20 protein-coding genes and 1 pseudogene are annotated in these 22,649 nt (G+C 39.8%); 3 read left to right on the top strand and 18 right to left on the bottom strand.

The genetic code is table 11. The features are described 5' to 3' along the window. Positions 1 to 6: 6 nt before the first annotated feature. The 13 genes from dnaB to ppsA all read right to left on the bottom strand — a co-directional run bounded on the left by dnaB (position 7) and on the right by ppsA (position 14,384). Entirely contained in the window at positions 7 to 1,446 is a 1,440-nt protein-coding gene (dnaB, locus tag FTT99_RS00570) for a replicative DNA helicase (protein ID WP_180035272.1), read from the bottom strand. A 238-nt stretch (positions 1,447 to 1,684) separates the two neighbouring features. Further along, positions 1,685 to 2,131 (bottom strand): 50S ribosomal protein L9, encoded by a 447-nt coding sequence (rplI, locus tag FTT99_RS00565; RefSeq protein ID WP_078188585.1) that lies wholly within the window; start codon positions 2,129 to 2,131, stop codon positions 1,685 to 1,687. Positions 2,132 to 2,140: 9 nt separating this feature from the next. Then, positions 2,141 to 2,368 carry a 30S ribosomal protein S18 gene (gene rpsR / locus FTT99_RS00560; RefSeq protein WP_004278792.1) on the bottom strand — a complete coding sequence of 76 codons (228 nt, stop codon included), beginning with the start codon at positions 2,366 to 2,368 and terminating at the stop codon, positions 2,141 to 2,143. Between the two features lie 12 nt (positions 2,369 to 2,380). Beyond that, a complete protein-coding gene (rpsF, locus tag FTT99_RS00555; RefSeq protein ID WP_004696436.1) occupies positions 2,381 to 2,767 on the bottom strand; it encodes a 30S ribosomal protein S6 in 387 nt (128 codons plus the stop codon). A 157-nt stretch (positions 2,768 to 2,924) separates the two neighbouring features. Further along, complete coding sequence (locus FTT99_RS00550; protein ID WP_180130411.1) at positions 2,925 to 3,713, bottom strand: DUF3142 domain-containing protein; 789 nt, start codon at positions 3,711 to 3,713, stop codon at positions 2,925 to 2,927. Between the two features lie 6 nt (positions 3,714 to 3,719). Continuing rightward, positions 3,720 to 5,837, bottom strand: coding sequence for a hypothetical protein (locus FTT99_RS00545; RefSeq protein WP_180130413.1), 2,118 nt, complete (start codon positions 5,835 to 5,837; stop codon positions 3,720 to 3,722). Between the two features lie 102 nt (positions 5,838 to 5,939). After that, positions 5,940 to 6,818 (bottom strand): heme o synthase, encoded by an 879-nt coding sequence (gene cyoE, locus FTT99_RS00540; RefSeq protein WP_180084821.1) that lies wholly within the window; start codon positions 6,816 to 6,818, stop codon positions 5,940 to 5,942. A gap of 10 nt (positions 6,819 to 6,828) precedes the next feature. Beyond that, positions 6,829 to 7,155 carry a cytochrome o ubiquinol oxidase subunit IV gene (locus tag FTT99_RS00535; protein ID WP_078188582.1) on the bottom strand — a complete coding sequence of 109 codons (327 nt, stop codon included), beginning with the start codon at positions 7,153 to 7,155 and terminating at the stop codon, positions 6,829 to 6,831. Further along, positions 7,155 to 7,775 (bottom strand): cytochrome o ubiquinol oxidase subunit III, encoded by a 621-nt coding sequence (gene cyoC / locus FTT99_RS00530; RefSeq protein WP_180161151.1) that lies wholly within the window; start codon positions 7,773 to 7,775, stop codon positions 7,155 to 7,157. Before cyoC ends, FTT99_RS00535 begins: the two co-directional genes overlap by 1 nt. A gap of 4 nt (positions 7,776 to 7,779) precedes the next feature. Next, on the bottom strand, positions 7,780 to 9,768 hold the full coding sequence (gene cyoB, locus FTT99_RS00525) for a cytochrome o ubiquinol oxidase subunit I (protein ID WP_078193968.1): 1,989 nt from the start codon (positions 9,766 to 9,768) through the stop codon (positions 7,780 to 7,782). Between the two features lie 3 nt (positions 9,769 to 9,771). After that, a complete protein-coding gene (gene cyoA / locus FTT99_RS00520; protein WP_078193967.1) occupies positions 9,772 to 10,839 on the bottom strand; it encodes a ubiquinol oxidase subunit II in 1,068 nt (355 codons plus the stop codon). Between the two features lie 301 nt (positions 10,840 to 11,140). Further along, positions 11,141 to 11,923: an RDD family protein gene (locus FTT99_RS00515; RefSeq protein WP_078193966.1), complete on the bottom strand. Its 783-nt coding sequence runs from the start codon at positions 11,921 to 11,923 to the stop codon at positions 11,141 to 11,143. An 82-nt stretch (positions 11,924 to 12,005) separates the two neighbouring features. After that, on the bottom strand, positions 12,006 to 14,384 hold the full coding sequence (gene ppsA, locus FTT99_RS00510) for a phosphoenolpyruvate synthase (RefSeq protein WP_111884281.1): 2,379 nt from the start codon (positions 14,382 to 14,384) through the stop codon (positions 12,006 to 12,008). A 153-nt stretch (positions 14,385 to 14,537) separates the two neighbouring features. On the opposite strand from ppsA, the gene FTT99_RS00505 reads away from it, so the two are divergent. Continuing rightward, complete coding sequence (locus FTT99_RS00505) at positions 14,538 to 15,374, top strand: pyruvate, water dikinase regulatory protein (protein ID WP_078193964.1); 837 nt, start codon at positions 14,538 to 14,540, stop codon at positions 15,372 to 15,374. 981 nt (positions 15,375 to 16,355) lie between these two features. On the opposite strand, the gene FTT99_RS00500 is transcribed toward FTT99_RS00505, so the two are convergent. The 5 genes and pseudogenes from FTT99_RS00500 to FTT99_RS00480 all read right to left on the bottom strand — a co-directional run bounded on the left by FTT99_RS00500 (position 16,356) and on the right by FTT99_RS00480 (position 20,331). After that, positions 16,356 to 16,928: a flavoprotein gene (locus FTT99_RS00500; protein WP_111884282.1), complete on the bottom strand. Its 573-nt coding sequence runs from the start codon at positions 16,926 to 16,928 to the stop codon at positions 16,356 to 16,358. A gap of 263 nt (positions 16,929 to 17,191) precedes the next feature. Next, positions 17,192 to 17,667: pseudogene (gene yiaA, locus FTT99_RS00495) on the bottom strand (inner membrane protein YiaA). A gap of 229 nt (positions 17,668 to 17,896) precedes the next feature. Further along, positions 17,897 to 18,904: an LLM class flavin-dependent oxidoreductase gene (locus FTT99_RS00490; protein WP_180131802.1), complete on the bottom strand. Its 1,008-nt coding sequence runs from the start codon at positions 18,902 to 18,904 to the stop codon at positions 17,897 to 17,899. 177 nt (positions 18,905 to 19,081) lie between these two features. Further along, complete coding sequence (locus FTT99_RS00485; RefSeq protein ID WP_168377731.1) at positions 19,082 to 19,609, bottom strand: hypothetical protein; 528 nt, start codon at positions 19,607 to 19,609, stop codon at positions 19,082 to 19,084. Between the two features lie 293 nt (positions 19,610 to 19,902). Continuing rightward, a complete protein-coding gene (locus FTT99_RS00480; protein WP_078193959.1) occupies positions 19,903 to 20,331 on the bottom strand; it encodes a glycine zipper domain-containing protein in 429 nt (142 codons plus the stop codon). A gap of 368 nt (positions 20,332 to 20,699) precedes the next feature. On the opposite strand from FTT99_RS00480, the gene prfA reads away from it, so the two are divergent. Further along, positions 20,700 to 21,788: a peptide chain release factor 1 gene (gene prfA / locus FTT99_RS00475; protein ID WP_078188570.1), complete on the top strand. Its 1,089-nt coding sequence runs from the start codon at positions 20,700 to 20,702 to the stop codon at positions 21,786 to 21,788. Then, positions 21,788 to 22,606, top strand: coding sequence for a peptide chain release factor N(5)-glutamine methyltransferase (gene prmC / locus FTT99_RS00470; protein WP_180131804.1), 819 nt, complete (start codon positions 21,788 to 21,790; stop codon positions 22,604 to 22,606). The genes prfA and prmC overlap by 1 nt, the downstream gene beginning before the upstream one ends. The last annotated feature ends 43 nt before the right edge of the window (positions 22,607 to 22,649 follow it).

Genomic DNA, 22,649 nt, shown 5'->3' with positions numbered 1-22,649 from the left:
GAGTCTTTACTCTTCATCATCATACTGAGCATAAAACTCAGGGGAGAGGTTACTAAATTTGGTGTATTGACCTTCGAAGGCAAGACGCACAGTACCAATTGGACCGTTACGCTGTTTACCAATAATAATTTCTGCAGTACCTGCTTCTTTAGACTCTTTGTTATAAACCTCGTCGCGGTAAATAAACATGATCAAATCGGCATCCTGCTCGATCGCACCCGATTCACGTAAGTCGGACATCACTGGGCGTTTATTAGGACGGTTTTCCAGTGATCGGTTCAACTGTGACAGTGCAATTACTGGGCAGTGCATTTCTTTAGCCAGTGCTTTTAAGCTTCGGGAAATTTCCGAGATCTCGCCAACACGGTTATCGCCCATACCGGGTACTTTCATAAGCTGCAAGTAATCGACCATGATACAGCCAAGTTTACCGCCGTGCATTTTGGCAATTCGGCGCGCACGGGCACGTACTTCAGTTGGAGGTAGTGCAGATGAGTCATCGATATACAAATTCTTTTCTTGTAGATGCACAATAGTACTGGTCACTTTTGACCATTCATCAGCATCCATTTTACCTGAACGTAAATGTCCTTGGTGTACACGACCGAATGATGAAATCAAACGCATCGCAATCGAGTCCGCGGGCATCTCCATAGAGTAAACTAGAGCGGGCAGGTTATTATTAAACAGTACACTTTCAACCAAGTTCATGGCAAAAGTGGTTTTACCCATCGATGGACGGGCCGCTACAATAATTAAATCGCCTGCTTGCATACCTGAGGTTTTATTATCAAGTTCTACAAATCCAGTGGTTAAACCCGTGATACTGCCTTCAGTTTGTGAAAGTTCATTCAACTTATCAAAAACACTAGCAACGACAGAGTTAATGGCTTTAGGGCCTTGTGCTTTGGCGTTGTTGTTGTGTTGCTCGGCAATCGAGAAAATATTGGTTTCTGCGAGATCTAAAATTTCACTGACCGTACGACCTTTGGTGTCATAGGCATTTTGTAAAATTTCTGAGCTGACTTTAATCATGCTGCGTAAAGTGGAAAATTCTTTAATTTTTGCAGCATAAGTTTCAAGGTTATAGAAACTTGAAGGTGAATCTGACATGAGTTGCATCAGATATTCTTCGCCACCAGCAGCATCGAGCAAGTTTTGTTTAATTAGCCAGTCATTGACTAAGACCGCATCATAAGGTGAGCTATCTTTTGATAGTTGATCGATTGCACGGAAAATATATTTATGACGGGTCGCATAAAAATCAGCTTCAGTCAGTACATCACCCACTTGCTCAAATGATTCTGCAACGGTCATCAGTGCAGCAAGCACAGCTTGTTCAATCGCAAGGTTATGGGGTGGGGTACGAAACTCTTTCAACGAACTTTGTTCTGTGGTTTTTGCTGTTGGCGTAGAGTTTGGCTTGATGGCATTCGCCTGTGACATAAAAATCCCTGATGCTGAAACCATTTAATGTGATGGAAATGGGTGCTAATTACAGTTTTTTCAACTCTTCATTGAACTGAAATGATAGGCGTTTTCTACAGAAATGCGAACAAGTATTTCCGATTAATTCGTCATACATTGAATTGAATGAAGAGTTAAAAATATAAAAAAGTTGGAGCACTATTTTTTACAGATAAAAAAAGAGCATGCGTAAGCATGCTCTTTTCTTTGCAAGAAATTACTCAGCTACGATAGTAACTAGAACTTCTGCAACAACATCATGATGCAATTGGATTGCGATGTTGAATTCACCAGTGTTGCGAAGCGCACCATTTGGTAAACGAACTTCTGCGCGGTCTACAACAAGACCAGCATTAGTTAACGCGTCAGCGATGTCACGAGTACCGATAGAACCGAATAGTTTACCTTCGTCACCAGCTTTAGCAGTGATCACGATGTTAACTTCGTTCAATTGGTCAGCACGTGCTTGAGCAGCAGCTAATACTTCAGCTTCTTGTTTCTCAAGTTCAGCACGACGAGCTTCAAATGCAGCAGTGTTAGCTTCAGTAGCAGCAACTGCTTTACCTTGAGGGATAAGGAAGTTACGGCCGTAACCAGCTTTAACTGAAACTTTATCGCCTAATTTACCAAGGTTTTTAATGCGTTGTAATAAGATAATATCCACAGCTCAACCTCACTTATGATTGTCAGTGTAAGGGATCAAAGACAAGTAGCGAGCTTGTTTAATAGCTAGCGCTAATTGACGTTGGTAACGAGCTTTAGTACCTGTAATACGGCTAGGAACAATCTTGCCGTTTTCAGTGATGTACTGTTTTAAAGTGTCGATATCTTTGTAGTCGATGTACGTAACGTTCTCAGCTGTAAAGCGGCAGAACTTGCGACGACGGTAAAAACGTGCCATGTTATGTTCTCCTTATGCTTCAGCAGAGTCTTGAGCTTGTTGTGCTTCTTCACGTTGAGCTTTACGCGCACGTTTTTCTTCAGCACTCTTAGCCAATAGTGACTCTTCAGTGATAGCGTTTTCACGACGGATGATAAGGCTACGAATGATTGCATCGTTATAACGGAACAATTCTTCTAGCTCATCAAGAGTAGTTTGACCACACTCAACATTCATAAGAATGTAGTGAGCTTTGTGGATCTTGTTGATTGGGTAAGCCAATTGACGACGGCCCCAGTCTTCAAGACGGTGGATTTGACCTTCAGCTTCTTTGATGTGAGTTAGGTAACGTTCTACCATACCCACAACTTGATCGCTTTGGTCTGGATGTACCAATAGTACGATTTCGTAGTGACGCATTGTCAGCTCCTTACGGTTTAGGCAGCCCCAATCATTAATTGATTGAAGCAAGGAGTCACAACCAAAGTTGTGTCGCAATAATTGCGAAGCGTGAATTTTAGAGCGTTTAGGCTTGAAATACAAGGCATGGATTTAAAATGCTTGAATTATTTATGGTTTAATTCGGTTTTTCACTGCGCAATAAAAATACCACATAACCTTTAAAATAAGGATCTTGCGCTAAATGTGCAGGTGCTTGCCAAAGCCCGTTTTGTACAAGACCAATTTTATAGGGGAGTTTTAATTTTGAGACTTTATTTAAATAAAGCGTATAGTTTTTAATGGTGTGGCTGCCTTGATAGGTCTGTATAGCAATCTCATCAATATTTTGAGCAAGTAATTTTAAGGTTTGCTGATCCTGAACATTGGTCCAATCCATTAAACCCGTAATGCTTAAACGATATTTTTGAGGCATTTTCTTTCGTATCTTTTCAAGGAATACCGCATATCGATGGATATTTTGTGTCTTTGCATCAAAATCAATTTGTAAGCCTTGAATCTGATTGCCATTTTTTTCCCAATGTTTAAGCCGCTGCAAAATTTGCTGAATATTGTTATTTGACCATTGTAAATGATGGCTACGGATTACAATCCAAATTTTCTGCTGTGGTTTATGGAGGACTTGAATACCTTGTGGGATAAACTCGGATTGCTTTAACGGTTTATTCCAATTCATTTCACCTTGTAAAATATAGAGCTCCTTGGCTTGCTGTAAGTAGGGGCTACTAGAAATATTGCCCCAAATCCAAAAACTTGAATAATGTGCTGCATTAACACGTTGCTGTATTTCGGTGTGAGCTTGTTGTGTATTTCCAGATTGGGCAGGTGAACAAGCGGAACACAAAACAATGCTCAATATGAACAAAAGTTCTAATGTATTTACCCGCCTGATCATCTGGAAAAGCATTGAAAATTACCAATAATATTTTAAGGATTTAGCCCAACTTGTTTCAGGATAATCCTGTTTGATTTGATCAAACCATTGTTTGCGTACAGACTTACTCACATCTTTGTCTTGGCATTCATTATTACCACTTGGCGCATAACATTGAATGGCACGGTACAGCGCATAAGCCGTTAATTCAGATTTTGTCCCTGTTTTAATAATATTTTTATATACATCTCCGCGTGCAAAATAACGACCTTTAAAACTTTGTGGCGAATCATCTGACTGATAGCTGAGATCGACCATGCTGTAGGCTTGTGAACTACGCGCATACTCACCTAAACACAATTGCAGGCTCAGGTCTTTCGGATTTACTTGTAATTGCTTGGTCAATGTCGCTAAGTCAGGGCATTTGATTGAATTGCTCACAGTGATGCCTTTCCATAAGAAATTGGCAAATGGTGGTTGATAGCGATATTTCTCCGCAGTATTTTGCTCACTATTAAACTGGGCTGCATTAGTTGGTAATTCGGTATAGGCTTGATTAAATAAATCAAAATTTTGATAAGCCAGTGATTTGTTCAGTAAGGTATAAAGTGCTACATTTTTTTGATCCTGAGTCGCTGCATTATTTTTCACAACACTCACTAAGCTTTGTTCATTTGCAACTTCAACTAAATATTGTTGCTGCAAAAAAGCTTGTTTAATTTTTGCTGAGGGACCGATAAATTGTGCTGTATTTTGCTGCTGAGCATAGTAACGATACAGCATAAGTTCAGCCAAACCACGTTGTTCAGCTGTTTTGCTAATGGAAAGTAGATTTTCCCAATATTGCTGCGTTGTTTGATTTTGTCCACTTGCTTCCAAAATGCGACCTTTCAACATGACTTGGCTCAATTGAAGGTAGCTGCCTATGTTATTCGGCATTTGTTGGGGAAGGTATTTCAAGGCTTCTTGTGCTTTGTTTTGCACATAAAATAAGTGGTTCGCCTGCAAATACTGGAACAGTTCTGGCGCGTCTTTAAAATAATTTTTTTGTGCGTTTAATTCAGCCCAGGAAATGACAATATCATCGGAACTTTGTATTTTCCGCATGTGCATCAGATCATAGATAGTGAGGAAAAACGGATCTTTCAAATTTTTGACATTCAGACGCTTACTTTGAAATACATGACGATCTAATTCATAGGGTAGATTGGGCAGCTCTAAGTTATAAACGCTGGATTTAGGATTATTGATTTGCCATACGTATTCATTAATCAGTAAATCATGTTTTCCACTGAGCCAAAATCCACGTCTTAATAAACCGCGTGCACTTGCGGCATATTGACCTTGGGGATAGAGCTTAAAGTACTGGGTGATATTATTGAAAAAATTGGTTAATAAACTTTGATTGAGTTTGTCATGATCTAAATCGCCATATTCACCTAAACCACTTTGATAAGCCTCATTTAAAGCACTTCGAATCAACATATATTGTGATGTTTCTTTCAGCCAAGGTTGATCCACATTAGTTAATACTGAATAAATCTTAGTCGCTGTGGAAAAGTTAGCATTGTAAAACGAAATTGTGGCGTTTAAATACGATGCATATTGGCGTGCAGATACTGACCAATTTGGATTTACGCTTAGCAAAGTTAGTTTATTGTCGCAATCATTAATTTTCTGACGTTCGCGAATCAGGGTGTCTTTTTCACTACTTGAAAGCTTACTGTCCTTTTTGACTTGTTCAATAAAGGCTTGTGCGCCATTTTGAATGCTGTTGCAATGTTCGTTAAAACTTAGATCAGGTGTTTTTAAAGGTTTACGTGCATTCGGCAGTTTATTGCTGCTAGTGCTCATGATACTGGAAACTTCAAATGGAACTTTGCTGTAGCTAGTTCGCCAAAGTGTGGATTTATCTTCATGAATATTAAATTTGGCAATACCTAAATCGCTAAGCAACAGCAGCATGTTGGTTTGATTGTCATTTGCAGGTGTGAGCGCAGGGAGTTCATCGCATGCGGTATAAGCATTGGTTTGAATAAGTGTCGACGGTTCACAATAAATATCCATGCCTGCATGACTTTGCATACTAAAGAAAATACCGAATGGAATACTCGATGTGAAAAGGGCAGAGTGAATAAATTTTTTTTGATATGACATAAGGCACAGTTAATTATAGTTGTGTGTGCAATGGTATCAAGTTGGGCTTAGGGGTTGAAGCTATTCACAAATAAAAAAAGATAGAGTAAAACTCTATCTTTTTTAAAAAAATACAATTGGCTTTAGAGGAGCAGTGGAAGTAAAACTAAAAATTAAACTAATCACTGTGATCAATTTGACTGAAAACATGAAATATTGTTTTGCCCAAATTTGATCATCTTCAGCTTTGAATCCTTGAATGGTTAAATAAATCCAATACAGACTTAAGGCATTTAGGACAATCATATAAATCAAATTTGCATAACCAAAAAAGAATAAACCATTCATGGTGATGCAGAACAAAATCACGTAAACCAAAGATTCAACCTTGGTTCGATGAATTGAACGTGCTACAGGTAAAATTGGAATACCTGCATTTTTGTAGTCATCAAATCGGTAAACTGCAATTCCCCAAGAATGAGGCATTTGCCAAAATGCATAACCAATAAAAATCAGCAATGCACCTAAATCAAACTGGTTTGCAACAGCCGTATACCCGATTACAGGTGGCGCTGCGCCAGAAAGACTGCCGATAATGGTTTGATGAATTGTTGTTCGTTTTGTCCATAAGCTGTAAAAACCAACGTATACGACAAAACCAATAACAGCAAAAAGAAAAGCGTAAGCATTTACCCAGAACCATAAAATGCTAAAACCAATTACACCTAAAACTAAAGCAAAAACTAAAGCAACAGGAATCGAGATTGATTTTTTAACCATCGCACGATTTTGTGTGCGTTGCATTTTTGAGTCGATGTCTTGGTCAATAACGTTATTGACAACACATCCAGAAGCGACCACAAAGAGGGTGCCTAAGAGGGTAAGAAGCAACAGAAGGAAATCTACAGAACCTTGGGCAGCTACAAAGTAGCCACCCAAAGCGGTAACAAAGTTACCAAAGAGAATTCCTGGTTTAGTCAGGAATAAATACTTTTTCAGCATGACGACCAGTTTAGATCATCATGTTGAAGTGAAGGTAGTTCATAATCCACACAGAACCTACTAAAAGGATAGCAATTGTGAGGATTGTATAAACAAATGCAATCACGTTCCAGCGTTGCTCTGAAGAAGAGTTCATATGCAGGAAGTAAACTAACTGAATAAGAACCTGAGCAACCGCAGTAATCGCGATTACGGCAACCAATAGACCACGGCTAAAACCACCTGCCATTACCATACCGAATGGAATTACGGTAAGTAGAACAGAAAGGATAAAACCGATTGTATATTGTTTAACGTTACCGTGAGCTGCACCAGCAGAGTTATGATCGTGACTCATTAGATAACTCCCATCAAGTAAACAACGCTGAATACGCAGATCCAAACGATGTCAAGGAAGTGCCAGAACAAGCTTAGGCAAGCAAGACGACGAGTGTTTGGAAGTGTCAAACCATATTTCTTGATTTGGAACATCAACACAAGCATCCATACCAAACCAGAAGTTACGTGAATACCGTGCGTACCAACTAAAGTAAAGAACGCAGATAAGAACGCACTTGTGCTTGGGCCATGACCAGCATGAACTAAATGATTGAACTCATAAAGTTCCATGCCAATGAAGGCTGCACCAAATACCCAAGTAACTGCTAACCAAGTTAAAACTTGACCAACATTTTTCTTGTATGCTGCAAGAACAGCAAAACCAAAAGTTACAGAAGAGATAAGAAGGGCGAAAGTTTCAGTTAAAACGAAACCTAAAGATTCACCAAACAGCTCATGTGCACTTGGCGTACCCACTGGAACGTGGCTACTTAATACAGCGAACGCGATGAAGAGTGTCCCGAAAAGAACCAAGTCACTCATCAAGTAAGTCCAGAAACCAAAGACAGTGATGTCAGTATCATCGTGATGATGATGTTCGTCATGTCCGTGGTTGTCGTGATGAAGTACTTCAGCCATTGTCTTAGTCCTTCTTCAAATGTTTTTCAAGAAGCGCGTAGCGTTCATTTTCAATACGTTCAACTTCTGCAGCTGGAACATAGTAGTCCACTTTCTTAGTGAAAGAAGAAACGATGAAGCTGATAATTGAAGCAATGAAAGTTACAACGACTAACCACCAGATATGCCAGATTAATGCGAAGCCCATAACTGTAATAAACATTGCAATTACGAAACCTGCCGCACGGTTTGTAGGCATATGGATGTCTTCGTATGTAGTTGGCTTAGCGTAAGCAACACCATTTTCTTTGTCAGTCCAGAAAGTATCAATACCATTGATCTTTGGAAGATAAGCAAAGTTATAGAATGGTGAAGGAGATGAAGTAGCCCACTCAAGAGTACGACCATCCCAGATATCGCCAGTAACGTCCATGTTGTCTTTGCGTTGAAGGAAACCAACAACGATTTGCATAACAAAACAGAAGATACCGATAGCAACCAATACAGAACCAAATAAAGCGATCGCTAAGTACGGATCCCATTCAGGGTTGTCATATGTATTCAAACGACGAGTCATACCCATGAAACCAAGGATATAAAGTGGCATGAATGCAAAGTAGAAACCGAAGAACCAGAACCAGAACGCTGCTTTACCCCAAGTTTCATTCAATTTCCAACCAAACATTTTTGGCCAGTAGAAAATGATACCCGCGAACATCGCGAACACTACACCACCAATAATTACGTTATGGAAGTGAGCGATAAGGAATAAAGAGTTGTGTACTAAGAAGTCCGCTGGTGGAACTGCCATTAATACGCCTGTTAAACCACCAATACCGAAAGTCACAAGGAAGCCAAGTGTCCAAAGCATTGGAGTTGTATAGGTGATGCGGCCCTTGTACATGGTGAATAACCAAGAGAAGATTTTCACACCAGTTGGGATCGCAATGATCATGGTCATGATACCGAAGAACGCGTTAACGTTGGCACCAGCACCCATTGTAAAGAAGTGGTGAACCCAAACAACCAGTGAAAGAACACCAATTGCTACAGTTGCGTACACCATAGATTTGTAGCCGAACAACGCTTTGCGTGAGAACACAGCAGTAACTTCTGAGTAAATACCAAAAGCAGGTAATACCAAGATGTAAACTTCTGGGTGACCCCAAGTCCAAATCAAGTTTACATATAACATTGGGCTACCACCCATGTCATTTGTAAAGAAGTGGAAGCCGAAGTAACGGTCAAGTGAAAGCATTGCAATAGTCGCAGTCAAAACTGGGAAAGTTGCAACGATAAGCACTACAGTAACTAATGCAGTCCAAGTGAAAATAGGCATGTCCATAAGTTTCATGCCAGGCGCACGCATTTTGATGATGGTAACGAAGAAGTTAACACCAGTAAGAAGCGTACCTAGACCAGAAACCTGAAGTGCCCAGATATAGTAGTCTACACCTACGCCTGGAGAGTATTCGATGCCAGAAAGTGGAGGGTAAGCCATCCAACCTGTTGCAGCGAATTCACCAATTGCAAGAGAAGCCATCATCAAGCCCGCAGCGCCGGCGAATAACCAGAAGCTAAGAGAGTTTAATAATGGAAATGCTACGTCACGTGCACCAATTTGAAGTGGTACAGCAACGTTCATTAAACCAACAACTAGACCCATTGCTACGAAGAAGATCATGATTACGCCATGGGCAGTAAAGATCTGGTCATAGTGTTCTGGGTGTAAGTAACCTTCACCGCCACCTTTTGCAAGGAACAGTTGAAGACGCATCATAATCGCATCGGCAAAACCACGCACAAGCATGACAATTGACACGAGGATATACATGATACCAATTTTTTTATGGTCTACAGATGTGAACCATTCGTTCCACAAGTAGCCCCATTTTTTAAAGTAGGTGATACCAGCAACAATTGCGATACCGCCAAGGATCATCATTGCAACAGTAACCAACACGATTGGGTCGTGTGGAATTGCATCTGGTCCTAACTTACCTAATAAGCTCATGTCTTATTCCCCTGCAACAGTCGCATGTTCAACGCCTGCATGAGCTTCAGAAGCAGCAGCTTCGTGTCCAACAGTAGCTGTATGATCAGCACCGTGGTAGTTGCTCATGTATTTGTTAATCACTGATTCGAACAATTTAGGTTCAACTGAAGAATAGTAAGTCACTGGGTGTGGCTTAGTAGGGTAAGGCTTCATTGCTTCAGCTAGAGCCTTCTCTTCAGGAGTAGTTGCTTTGGCAACTAAAACTTCGATCTGGTGTTTAGAACGGTTGCCGTCACGTAAGGTTGCAAATTCAGCTTGGTCTAAAACAGTTTTTTGAACCGCTTCAGGATTAACTGAAGAACCATTACCAGCTTTAACAGCAGAAACCCATTCAGCAAACTGAGCATCAGTCACAGCATGTGCACGGAAGCGCATTTGTGAGAAGCCATAACCTGAATAGTTAGAAGAGAAACCACGGAAGCCTTCAGCAGGACTAGTTTCATCAGCTAATAAGTTCAAGTGAGTTTGCATACCTGCCATAGCATAAATCTGACCACCTAACGCCGGAATGAAAAATGAGTTCATTGTGAAGTTAGATGTTAAACGAAGGCTTACAGGAGTTTTCTCAGGGAAGCGGATCTCGTTTACAGTCGCGATGCCTTGTTCAGGGTAGATGAAGATCCATTTAAATTGTTCAGCAATAACTTGAACAGTTAAAGGAGCTTTATCTGACTCGAGTGGACGGTAAGGGTCATACTTGTGGGAACCCCACCAAGTTAACCAAGCTAAAATAGCGATAATAATTACGGGAATACCCCAAACTACAACTTCAATTGCAGTCGAGTGTGCCCATGTAGGTGCATAGTCTGCATCTTTATTTGACGCGCGATATTTCCAACCAAACCAAAGAGCCATAAGTGCTGATGGAATAACTACCAACAACATTAGGTAGATCGCAGTAAGCATGAGGTTTGACTGACCTTCAGCAACTGGACCTTTTGAGTTTAGAAGTACCATATCACCACCACACCCAGTTAAGAGTGCAGCGATCGCAGATAAAGACAATACAGCTAAAATTGTTTGTCTCATTTTACAACCTCGGTGAAGAGTCCCATTCCCTAATTTTTAAAATTGGGATAGCGAATAAAGTGTCGCATGATTGTGATTTTTCAGATATGAAAAAAAGTTCACAATGATGTGACACCGCTACGTTGTAGGGCATTATGCCTGATATCGGCAAACTAAGCTATACATAAAGATGCTTTAAATGACTGTATTAAAACCCTATTTTGTTGGTCGGGATTGTGTTTTTTTTATCTGAATTTTATTTTAATTTCAATGTAATGCACAAAAAAGGGATGAGAAATTCATCCCTCAATAAAAGTGAAAGTTATTGGTTTATTACCTTGGTTTTTGCTAACTTGTCATGCAAAGTTTGACGCTTTTTGCCGAAAATAAAAACGGAATCAATGATTGCGCTTAAAGGCATCGATAAAAAGTTCAGAAAAATAAATAAAACACTACGTAAAGTGAAGCCACGCATGAGGTTGACAGGTTGGCTGGTTTCGGCATCTACGATTTTAATTTTGGTGATTTTTTTACCAATACTTTGACCAGATTTAGCAATCAAATACGCTTGAATGAAAAGCATAATGAAGAGGTAAGCAAACATTGCAATCCAAGCTTGGTTGGGAAACATCTCAACCATTTGTGTTTGTAGTGCTTGTAAAACATTAGGGTCAGCATTTGGGGTCATCACAGCTTGCATAAACTGTTCATTTAGATTGGCAAATTGTGTCTTTTCACTTGGATTAAAAAATGCCGTTAAGATAAAAGTTGCCGGTATCCAAAGCAGTAAATCAACGATCTTAGCCAAAACACGTTTAGGAATACTGGCTAGGCTAGTTTGCAATTGTACAGCCTGAGGTTGTGTGTAGGTATTTGATGGCGTAGTTGTAGTTTGATTTGATTCGAATGCTGTCGGTGCTATATAACCTGCAGGCATATAAACCAACTGACCTTGAGTGAGTTCACCCAAAGCTTTCCATTCGGTCATACCTTGGTGCCAAACCAAGTCCGTGAGTAACACTTGTTGGCTCGCGAGCATTTGGTTAAGTTGTTCTAAGGTATAGGGACCAGCTTGTTGGTTATTTCGTGCCAAGTAAATCTGCATAAAACTAAAATCTCAAAAAACGTCTGTAAAAGTATAAATAAAAAAAAAGACCCACATGTGGGTCTTTTTTTAACACAGTTTATTAAGCTTGTTGAGCTTTTTCTTCAGAAAGGAAGAACCAAGTGTCTAATACTGAGTCTGGGTTAAGCGAAACAGACTCAATGCCTTGTTCCATTAACCATTTAGCTAGGTCAGGGTGATCTGAAGGGCCTTGACCACAAATACCTACGTATTTGCCAGCTTTACGACAAGCATGGATTGCCATAGAAAGAAGTGCTTTAACGGCTGGATCACGTTCATCAAATAGGTGAGAAACGATACCAGAGTCACGGTCTAGACCGAGTGTTAATTGAGTTAAGTCGTTTGAACCAATAGAGAAACCGTCGAAGTGTTCAAGGAACTGTTCAGCCAATAATGCGTTAGTTGGAAGTTCACACATCATGATCACTTTAAGACCGTTTTCACCACGTTTAAGACCGTTAAGCGCTAACAATTCAATAACACGTTTCGCTTCAGCAACAGTACGTACGAAAGGAATCATGATTTGAATGTTAGTTAAGCCCATTTCGTCACGTGCTTTTTTCAGTGCGCGGCATTCAAGTTCGAAGCAGTCACGGAAATTGTCAGACACATAACGGCTTGCACCACGGAAGCCAAGCATTGGGTTTTCTTCTTCAGGTTCGTATAACTTACCACCGATTAAGTTTGCATATTCGTTTGACTTAAAGTCAGACATACGAACAATCACTGGTTTGTCAGCAAACGCTGCAGCAAGTGTAGAAATACCTTCAACTAGTTTTTCAACATAGAATTCGATAGGAGATGCATAACCCGCAGTACGTGACATTACAGCAGCACGAGTTTCACGTGGTAGGCTGTCAATATTAAGCAATGCTTTAGGATGTACGCCGATCATACGGTTGATGATGAACTCAAGACGAGCAAGACCAACACCTTCGTTAGGAATTTGAGCAAAGTCAAATGCGCGGTCAGGGTTACCTACGTTCATCATAATTTTGAACGGAAGTTTAGGCATAGATTCGATAGAATTACGTTGGATTTCAAAGTCCAAAGCACCTTCGTAAATAAAGCCTGTGTCACCTTCAGCACAAGAAACAGTCACTTCTTGACCGTCAGTCAATACTTCAGTCGCATTACCACAACCTACGATTGCAGGAACACCAAGCTCACGTGCAATAATCGCAGCGTGACAAGTACGGCCACCACGGTTAGTGACAATTGCAGCTGCACGTTTCATTACTGGTTCCCAATCTGGGTCAGTCATGTCAGATACAAGTACATCGCCGTCTTGAACTTTGTCCATTTCTTTGATTGAAGTCACAATACGAACGCGACCAGAACCAATGCGTTGACCGATTGAACGGCCTTCACAAATCACATTACCTTTTTGTTTAAGAAGGTAGCGTTCCATTGTGCCCACGTTTTGGCGGCTCTTCACAGTTTCAGGACGTGCTTGAACGATATAGATTTGACCATCATCGCCATCTTTCGCCCATTCGATGTCCATTGCTGAACCATAGTGGTTTTCAATGATCAATGCTTGTTTAGCAAGTTCTTGAAGTTCGTGGTCATTTAAAGCGAATTGTTGACGATCTGCTTTTTCAACGTCTACAACAACCACTGACTTACCTGCAGCACCTTCTTCACCATAAATCATTTTTTGGTGTTTAGAACCAAGGTTACGACGTAATACAGCGTGTTTGCCTGCATTTAAAAGTGGTTTAGATACATAGAATTCGTCAGGGTTTACAGCACCTTGTACAACCATTTCACCCAAGCCATAAGAAGCTGTGATGAAAACTGCATCGCGGAAACCAGATTCTGTATCTAGTGTAAACATTACACCAGCTGCACCTGTTTCAGAGCGAACCATGCGTTGAACACCTGCAGATAACGCAACGACGTCATGTGCGAAGTTTTGGTGTACACGGTAAGAAATTGCGCGGTCGTTATAAAGTGAAGCAAATACTTCTTTAATCGCAATAAGGACGTTGTCGATACCACGGATGTTCAAGAAAGTTTCTTGTTGGCCAGCAAATGAAGCATCTGGTAAGTCTTCTGCTGTTGCAGATGAGCGAACGGCAACCGCGATATCAGGGTTGCCGTTTGAAAGAGCTGTGAAAGCCTCACGAATTTCTGTTTCAAGTTCAGCTGTAAGCGGAGTGTCTACAATCCATTGACGGATTTTTGCACCAGTTTCAGCAAGTGCATTTACATCGTCAACATTGAGTGCAGCAAGTTCAGCGTTAATTTTAGCGTTTAGGCCACTTTGCTCGAGGAATTCACGATATGCTTGAGCTGTAGTAGCAAAACCACCAGGAACAGATACACCAGCATTTGCTAGATGGCTGATCATTTCACCTAATGATGAGTTTTTACCACCCACGAGTTCTACGTCGTGTTTCCCTAATTTTTCTAGACCAATTACGCGCGCTTCCAAAGTTGTTACTCCACTTTTGCAGTATTAATCACTATCTTGGCATGAAATTATAACAAATTACTTAGCATTCTAAATTTACTAAGTGACAGTCATGTAAGATGGTTTACTATAAAGATTATATAGCACTAAGACAAATTTTGGAGGAGAATTTTAATGTCAGAAGGTAAACAGATTCAGCGTAGTGTTTTCTTTGTTTCGGATGGTACCGCGATTACCGCAGAAACCCTTGGACACTCACTGTTAGCCCAGTTCCCTCATGTAGATTTTGACATTCATATTATTCCATATATTACCTCTGAAGAAGCAGCTACAAATGTGGTTGCAGAGATCAATCTTAGAGCGCAGCAAGACGGTCAAAAGCCTTTGGTGTTTGATACCCTTGTAGACCCGTATGTACGTGACATTATTAATACTGCAAATGCGATAAATCTTGATGTTTTTGAAGGGCTTATTAGTAAATTGTCGGACGAGTTGGGTACAGCTCCTACGACTTTAGTCGGTCAAACCCATGCAGTTACAGATTCTGAGTCTTATAAAGCACGTATTGATGCGGTGCATTTTGCTTTAGATAACGATGATGGGGCACGTACTCGTCATTATGATAAAGCAGATTTGATTTTAATTGGAGTATCACGTTCGGGTAAAACACCAACTTCAATCTATCTCTCTTTGCAATTTGGTATTCGTGTAGCTAATTATCCTTTGACAGAAGAAGATTTGGATGACAACCGTTTACCTGCAGTTTTACGTGAGCACAAACATAAGTTGTTTGGCTTGATGATTGATGCAGAGCGCCTTGTAGCAATTCGTTCAGAGCGTAAGGCCAATAGTCGTTATGCAAGTTTTAGTCAGTGCCAAATGGAACTACGTGCGATTGAAGGTATTTATATTTCTGAAGGAATTAAATACTTAAACGTGTCAGAAATGTCGATTGAAGAAATTTCTACACGTGTTTTACAAATGACCGGACTGAAGCGTCGCATTGGTTAAGTGTAAATTGAGCCACTTTGGTGGCTCTTCTGATAATAATAAATTACCGTATAAATTATATAAAAATAGTATTAATTTCTGGTTTGTCATACTTTTAATGAATGATAAATATTTAAGATATTGATGAAAATTTTCCTCAATATTTAGACTTAAATTTTAAGCAATTTTTGCATTCATTTGTGTACCAATTCGATAAATTTCTTTGCCTAAAAATTTATAAAATATGGCCAAATTGACAGCACAAATCTTTTATAAAAATCCGTGTTTTGCTGTATTTTTATCTATGAATTAAGCCTGAATAATCCACTTGATATGAGTTGTGTAAATACAAGATTTAGCTGATATAGTTTAATATTTAATCAATTTTTCAAAAATACTGATTTAAATGCTAAAAAAATAGGCAGAAAATAGAATAAAAAATAATCAAACAGTTGCTTTTGGGTGCTAAATATAAAGAAATGTCACCATTTATTTAATTGATGTGAGTGAAAAATATTCAAATTGATAACATTCAGGCTCTAAACTCCGATATAAATTGATATTTAAACTGGATTTCAATCTGTTATTTTCCTATTAAATATAGATAACAATATAGGTAAATATCGGTTGAACATAAGCATCAATATAAATTTTTCAACTTACAGTTAAGGAGTAAATAGAGCTGTGTAAAAAAATAAGCACTGAAAAAATTATTGGTTTGACTAATCTTCTTATAGCTATATTGATCATAATTATTTCAAAGTTACACCTCTATAAACTCGCTCTATCTACAGGTGTAATGCTGATGCATGAATTATGCAATAGAGCTGATAAAGCTATTTTTCATTTATGAGTTTATAAGAATTTTTAGCCTTATCGAATTGAAGTATCCAATATAGTAGGGGAGCTACCAAAAGCCGCCAGAGATGGCTTTTGGTATTGTGATTTTTGATCAATCAGATAAATTTTAGTAAATGTTATGTGAAAATCATTTCATTGTAATTACTTTTCTTTAGGCTGGTTAGGTTCGCTGCGCACAATGACATCACACTCAAACGTATGCTCATCTAAAGCCGTGATTGAATTATTCTGAATATTCGCAATTGGCCAAGTATTTAAGATGCAGTTGGGCTGCTGTAATGCAGCATAATAATGATCCGATTTTAGGAAGGTTTTGTTCTGAATTGCGGTATTTGGACTGAGTAAATGTCTTAACCAATGGTTCGGCACTTGATCTTCTAAAAAGCGAATCGCCAAAATACTCTTAATACGATTGCTAAATAAACGTCGATTTTTTGCAATCAGTGGGTGCTGGATTAATTTATTCAGTAGACGTTCGGTGCGTGGTAAGACAAATTGCGGTTTGATTTGATAGACCATGATGTTATCTGCAACCTGACATAGATGATGTAGTTCAGAGACCACATGCTGATCTATCCCAATAATTGCGATTTTTTGATTCTTAAAATCATAATCTTTGATCTGTTCTGAACCGATGATCGTTCCACGAAAGTGTTCAAAATCCTCTAGATGATTATTAAAAATATGGTGGGTTGCATCCTGCTTGTTGGCCATATTTATTCCTTGTCTTTTCTTTTTTTAGTTGAGTCTTAGATAGAAATATATTCTGTGATGGGCCAGTCGGGGTAAAGCGTTTTTTCAGTCTGATGAGTCATACAATTTGTCTAGAATTGATTTGCTTGGCCCTTGTCATTTATACATTTCTAGGAGTGAACTGATTTTTTTATGCGTTGTAGTTCATTAACCGCTCAAGCAGATCGATAAAACAATGAGCGACCTGCATGAGCAGCTTTTGAGATCTATAAATTTTGTGAGTTTTAAAGTGGTTCATCATCTGATGAGTTATAGTCAAGCTGACTCGGGGTTGAATGCTTAAGTTCGGGTTGGTCGGTATGTGTACGTAAATAGTCCATATCACGAATATTTTTTTGTACAGCAACTGCACCAAACAGACTCATTAGGAAAGCCATCATGTAAAAACCTTTTTCACTTAATGCCAGTTCAGCATTCCATAGACCAATGGCAAGAAGTACGAGGCAAATAATGACGGATGCCCAGCACAGTCCAAAGTAGATTGCAGTGACATGCATTCCTTCTAAACGGTCACGAATGATTTTTTGTAGTGAAACCGATGAAAATAATCCATAAAGCAATAAAATGAGATAAAAGCCTTTTCATTCAACATCATATTTGCATTGAATAAACCTATGCAAAACACCACAGCGCCTAAGATCAGTGCACACCAACTTGCTGCGATAAATGCGGGTGTGGGTTTATTAATATATTGGCTCATCTGCTTATTTTTCTCTTTGTTTTGCTTATGTTTAATATTTATACAGCAATAAAAATGAGTAAAGCAATTATTTCGTTGAGGCAATGATGGTTTTTAAGTGTAGCTTTAGTAAATGTTAGCCAAAGCATTGTTCTCGGTTGTATCCGTCTAAAAGAGCCACAAAAGACGTAATCGCAATTCTGGCTTTAGACGGATCAAACGCTTGGATTAAATCATTAAGCTTAGAGTCTTAAGCTAGATCATTTTTGATTTGCATTAAACGTTCGAAATTTTCAATGCGCTTATCGGTATCGTAAATGTCGCAGGTGAAAATAAATTCATCAACGTCATATTTGGTGAGTAGGTTTTCTAAACCTGCTCGAACGGTTGCATTTGAACCGACTTGTCCCATAGCGTAGAAATTATCAACAGACATTTTTTCTGCAGCAGACCATAAGCCTTGCATACTGTCGACTGGAGCCTTGAGTTTTAAACTTTGACCGCGCATTAAACCTAAAACTCGTTGATAAGCACTCGTTGCCAGATATTCTGCTTCTTCATTTGTTTCGGCGACAACCGTTGGTACGCCCATAGACACATAAGGTTGATCTAAATATTCGGATGCTTGGAAATTTTCACGATAGAGCTGAATTGCTTGTCCAAGCATGCGTGGTGCGAAATGAGAAGCAAAAGAATAGGGTAGACCTAAACGTGCAGCGAGTTGTGCACTGAATAAACTTGAACCTAGCAGCCATACGGGAACATGTGTATTTTGTCCCGGTGTGGCAATGATGCGCTGGTGAGGTTCAGGTGCTTTGAAGTATTGTAAAATCTCAAGAACATCTTGTGGAAATTGATCTTCGGTTTCCTGACGGCCACGGCGTAGTGCGCGCATGGTGGTTTGGTCAGTACCTGGTGCGCGACCTAAACCGAGTTCAATACGTCCAGGATATAACGTTTCAAGTGTGCCAAATTGTTCAGCGACAACTAAAGGCGCATGGTTGGGCAACATAATCCCACCTGAACCGAGCTTGATAGATTGTGTATTTGCTAAGAGATAACCGAGTAAAACCGCAGTTGCAGAACTTGCGATGCCGTCCATATTGTGGTGTTCGGCTAACCATAGACGTTCATAGCCAAGCTCTTCTGCTCTCTGCGCTAACTGGAGTGCATGTTTGAGCGAAAATTCGATGGTTTTATCATCTCGAACAGGTACGAGTTCAAGTATTGAAAATTTTGTATCGGCTAGAGTACGCATGTTTTCTCTCAGAGATCTTTATATCGAAATAATACGATATAAAAAGCTGAATGTATATCGAATAAATTCGATATGGCTGTGGGGCGGTGTAAAAGACAACTTTAGATATATCTAAACTTTTTTATATACAAAAAAAGCACCCGAAGGTGCTGATTTTTTTCCATTGAAATATATCGATTAACGTTTACCGTTTTTATACCAACCTAAGTGACGACCATTGTCTCCACGGTAGCCTCGGTCGTTGTAGCTATAATTATTGGTACGATAGCCACGGTTGTTATAACGACGGTCATAGCGATCATCATAACGACCATTATAGCGGTCATCATAGCGACGGTCTTCAGACACTTTTTTACCTAGTGCAGAACCACCAGCTGAACCAAGTGCAGCACCGATATAACCACCGTTTGTGCCGCCCATGTTTTTACCTACGGTATAACCACCTGCGCCACCAAGTGCACCACCGATGATGGCACCATTACGGTCACGTTTGTTTGCCGATGCTGCTGCACCTGCACCGCCACCAATTGCTGAACCAATCATTGCGCCAGTTTGGCCGCCAACTTGGTTACCGATTGCTGCACCAACAACACCACCTAAAGCAGATGTTAATGCAGTATTGGTGCTATTACCTGCATGTGTTGCAGTCATAGTAAGTGCTGAAGCGGCAATTGCTGCACTGAATAGAATTTTATTAATTTTCATTTTTAAACTCCTTACGAAGCATGATGTTTATCTGTTGATATCAATATATGAAAACACATAGCGAATATTTGGAGCGTGATGTGAAATAAAATACGTGTTCCGTTGCTGCAATGTAAATTTTGCACTTTATTTCTACATGATTGATTACATGGATAGAGAGAAGGCAAATCTGCATATGTATGAAGTGCAATAAATTAAGTTGTACTTATCATTTGAAAAATGGCGATACATAAAAAAAGCACCCGAAGGTGCTCTTTTCACTATCCAATAAGTTTGGACTCACTAATTTAAAATTAGTGACGACGACGGTAACGTTTTTTGTATTTACGTTCTTGGTGTTTGTCGTAAGCTTTATCTTTAGAGATTTTATTACCTAGAGCAGCACCACCAGCAGCACCTAGTGCAGAGCCGATGTAACCACCGTTTGTACCGCCCATGCTTTTACCAACAGTATAACCTGTACCACCACCTAAAGCACCGCCGATAGCAGATTCTGTACGGTTGCGTTTATTACTTGCTACCGCAGCACCACCAGCACCACCAAGAGCGGCACCAATTGTAGCGCCGGTATTACCGCCCATGTTTTTACCAATTGCAGTACCTGCAACACTACCTAATGCACTAGCTGCAGCAACGCGTGTTGTACTATCTGCATTTGCAGACACAGTGAACATAGAAGCAGTTGCTAGAGTGGCTGTCATTAAAAGAGTATTCAGTTTCATAGTTCACTCCATGTCCTTCATAAACGCGAGGACTTTTTCATAATCATTTCGATGCCAGTAAATGTAACAAAACTATTCGCTATAAATATGGAGAGCTTTCTCTTTATTTGGTGATTTGAGTGTCTAGTTTGTATAAGTTTTATTAATATTGTGAAAAAAATGGTCGAATGCAGAAAATCTGTACGACTTTGTGGAGAAAGGTAGGAGTGATGAAGTTCACACTTTGATATTTAGGGTCATTGATAGGCCAAAAAACAATATATATGTCATTTCAGACCCATTATCGGTACACTAGCGCCATTATTTTGAATTTTGGCATATCCGTGAAAGTTTAGCGGTAGAGCCTGTGTATTGAGATTTTTTGAAAAATGAAAGAATCGTTACGTTTACGATTAGATCAGCTCTCTGACCGTCACGAAGAATTAAATGCATTACTCGCAGATGTAGAAGTCATTTCAGACAACAAACGTTTCCGTCAGTTGTCACGTGAGCATAGTGATTTATCTGAAATCACTGAAGTTTGGAAAAAATACCGTCAAGCTGAAGAAGATATTGAGACTGCTGAAGTAATGATGACGGATCCAGATTTTAAAGAGATGGCCGTTGAGGAAATCAAAGAAAATAAAGCTTTGATCGGTCAGCTTGAAGCAGACTTAAACATTCTGATGATTCCAAAAGATCCGAATGATGCGAACTCTGCTTATTTAGAAATCCGTGCCGGAACAGGTGGTGACGAAGCTGCAATTTTCTCGGGTGACTTGTATCGCATGTACAGTAAATATGCTGAATCACAAGGCTGGCGTATTGAAGTGTTGTCTGAAAATGACGGCGAACACGGCGGTTATAAAGAAGTGATTTGCCTCATCAATGGTGAAGGCGTATATGGTCGTTTGAAATTTGAAAGTGGTGCACATCGTGTACAGCGTGTTCCTGCAACAGAGTCACAAGGTCGTGTTCATACTTCGGCATGTACTGTTGCGATTTTGCCGGAAATTGATGTAGACACAAGTGTTGAAATTAATCCTTCAGAATTACGTATCGATACCTATCGTGCATCTGGTGCGGGTGGTCAACACATTAACAAAACTGACTCTGCTGTGCGTATTACCCATATTCCAACGGGTACAGTTGTAGAATGTCAGGATGAACGTTCACAACATAAAAACAAAGCCAAAGCGATGGCGCTATTGGTTTCTCGTTTAGAAAATGCCAAACGCGCAGCAGCAGATGCAGCGACATCTGAAATGCGTCGTGACTTGGTGGGTTCTGGTGACCGTTCTGAGCGTATTCGTACTTATAACTATCCACAAGGTCGTATGACTGATCATCGTATTAACCTAACACTGTATAAGTTAGATGCTGTGATGGAAGGTGATTTGACTGAATTGCTAGATAGTTTGCATCGTGAATATCAAGCCGATCAGTTGGCATTATTAGCACAGCAGAATGGTGGCTAATGAATATTGCACAGGCTTTGGCCTATCGTGGTGAACCTGAAAGTTATGAACGTCAGGAAAATGCGTGGTTGTTAGAGCACATCACCAAGATTGATTCTTTTGATTTAATCATGAAAAAGGATCAAGAATTAACAGCTGAGCAAGAACAACAATATATCGCATCACTTGCACGTATTGCAGCAGGTGAGCCTTTGGCTTATGTCACAGGTTCTCAGCCATTTTGGACGCTAGACTTAAAAGTGACTAAAGATACTTTGGTGCCACGTCCTGATACGGAAGTACTTGTTGAAACTGTACTGCGTTTAGAACTTCCTGAAGATGCTCGTGTGGTGGATTTAGGAACAGGAACTGGTGCTGTAGCCTTGTCATTAGCTAGTGAACGTCCAGATTGGTCAATTGTGGCTTCGGATATTTATGAACCTACATTGGAAGTTGCTGAATTTAATGCCAAAAAGCATGATCTTGAACATGTGCAGTTTGTCTTAGGTTCTTGGTTGAAACCCTTTGGTCGTGCTTTCTTTGATGTAATTGTGTCAAATCCGCCGTATATCGATGCTGATGATGTACACATGAAGGATTTGGCAACAGAGCCTGAACGTGCTTTGGTTGCAGATAATCATGGGCTTGCAGATCTTGAACAAATCATTCTTCAAGCCAAAAAACATTTAACCGTGAATGGTTGGGTGGTGCTCGAACATGGTTATGACCAAGGTGAAGCGGTCAGACATTTGTTCTTACAAGCTGGGTATCGAAATGTTCGGACTGTAAAAGATTATGGTGGCAATGACCGTGTCAGTTTAGGCCAGTGGCAACACTGATTTGGTGTTAGAGAAATAGTCAAAAATAAAGCGCATTGAATGC

This window comes from Acinetobacter sp. YH12040 (assembly GCF_013420005.1).
In the GTDB taxonomy this organism is placed as follows: domain Bacteria; phylum Pseudomonadota; class Gammaproteobacteria; order Pseudomonadales; family Moraxellaceae; genus Acinetobacter; species Acinetobacter amyesii.
The sequence above is the reverse complement of the archived record's forward strand: the minus strand, read 5'-3'. Positions and strand labels throughout refer to the sequence as shown.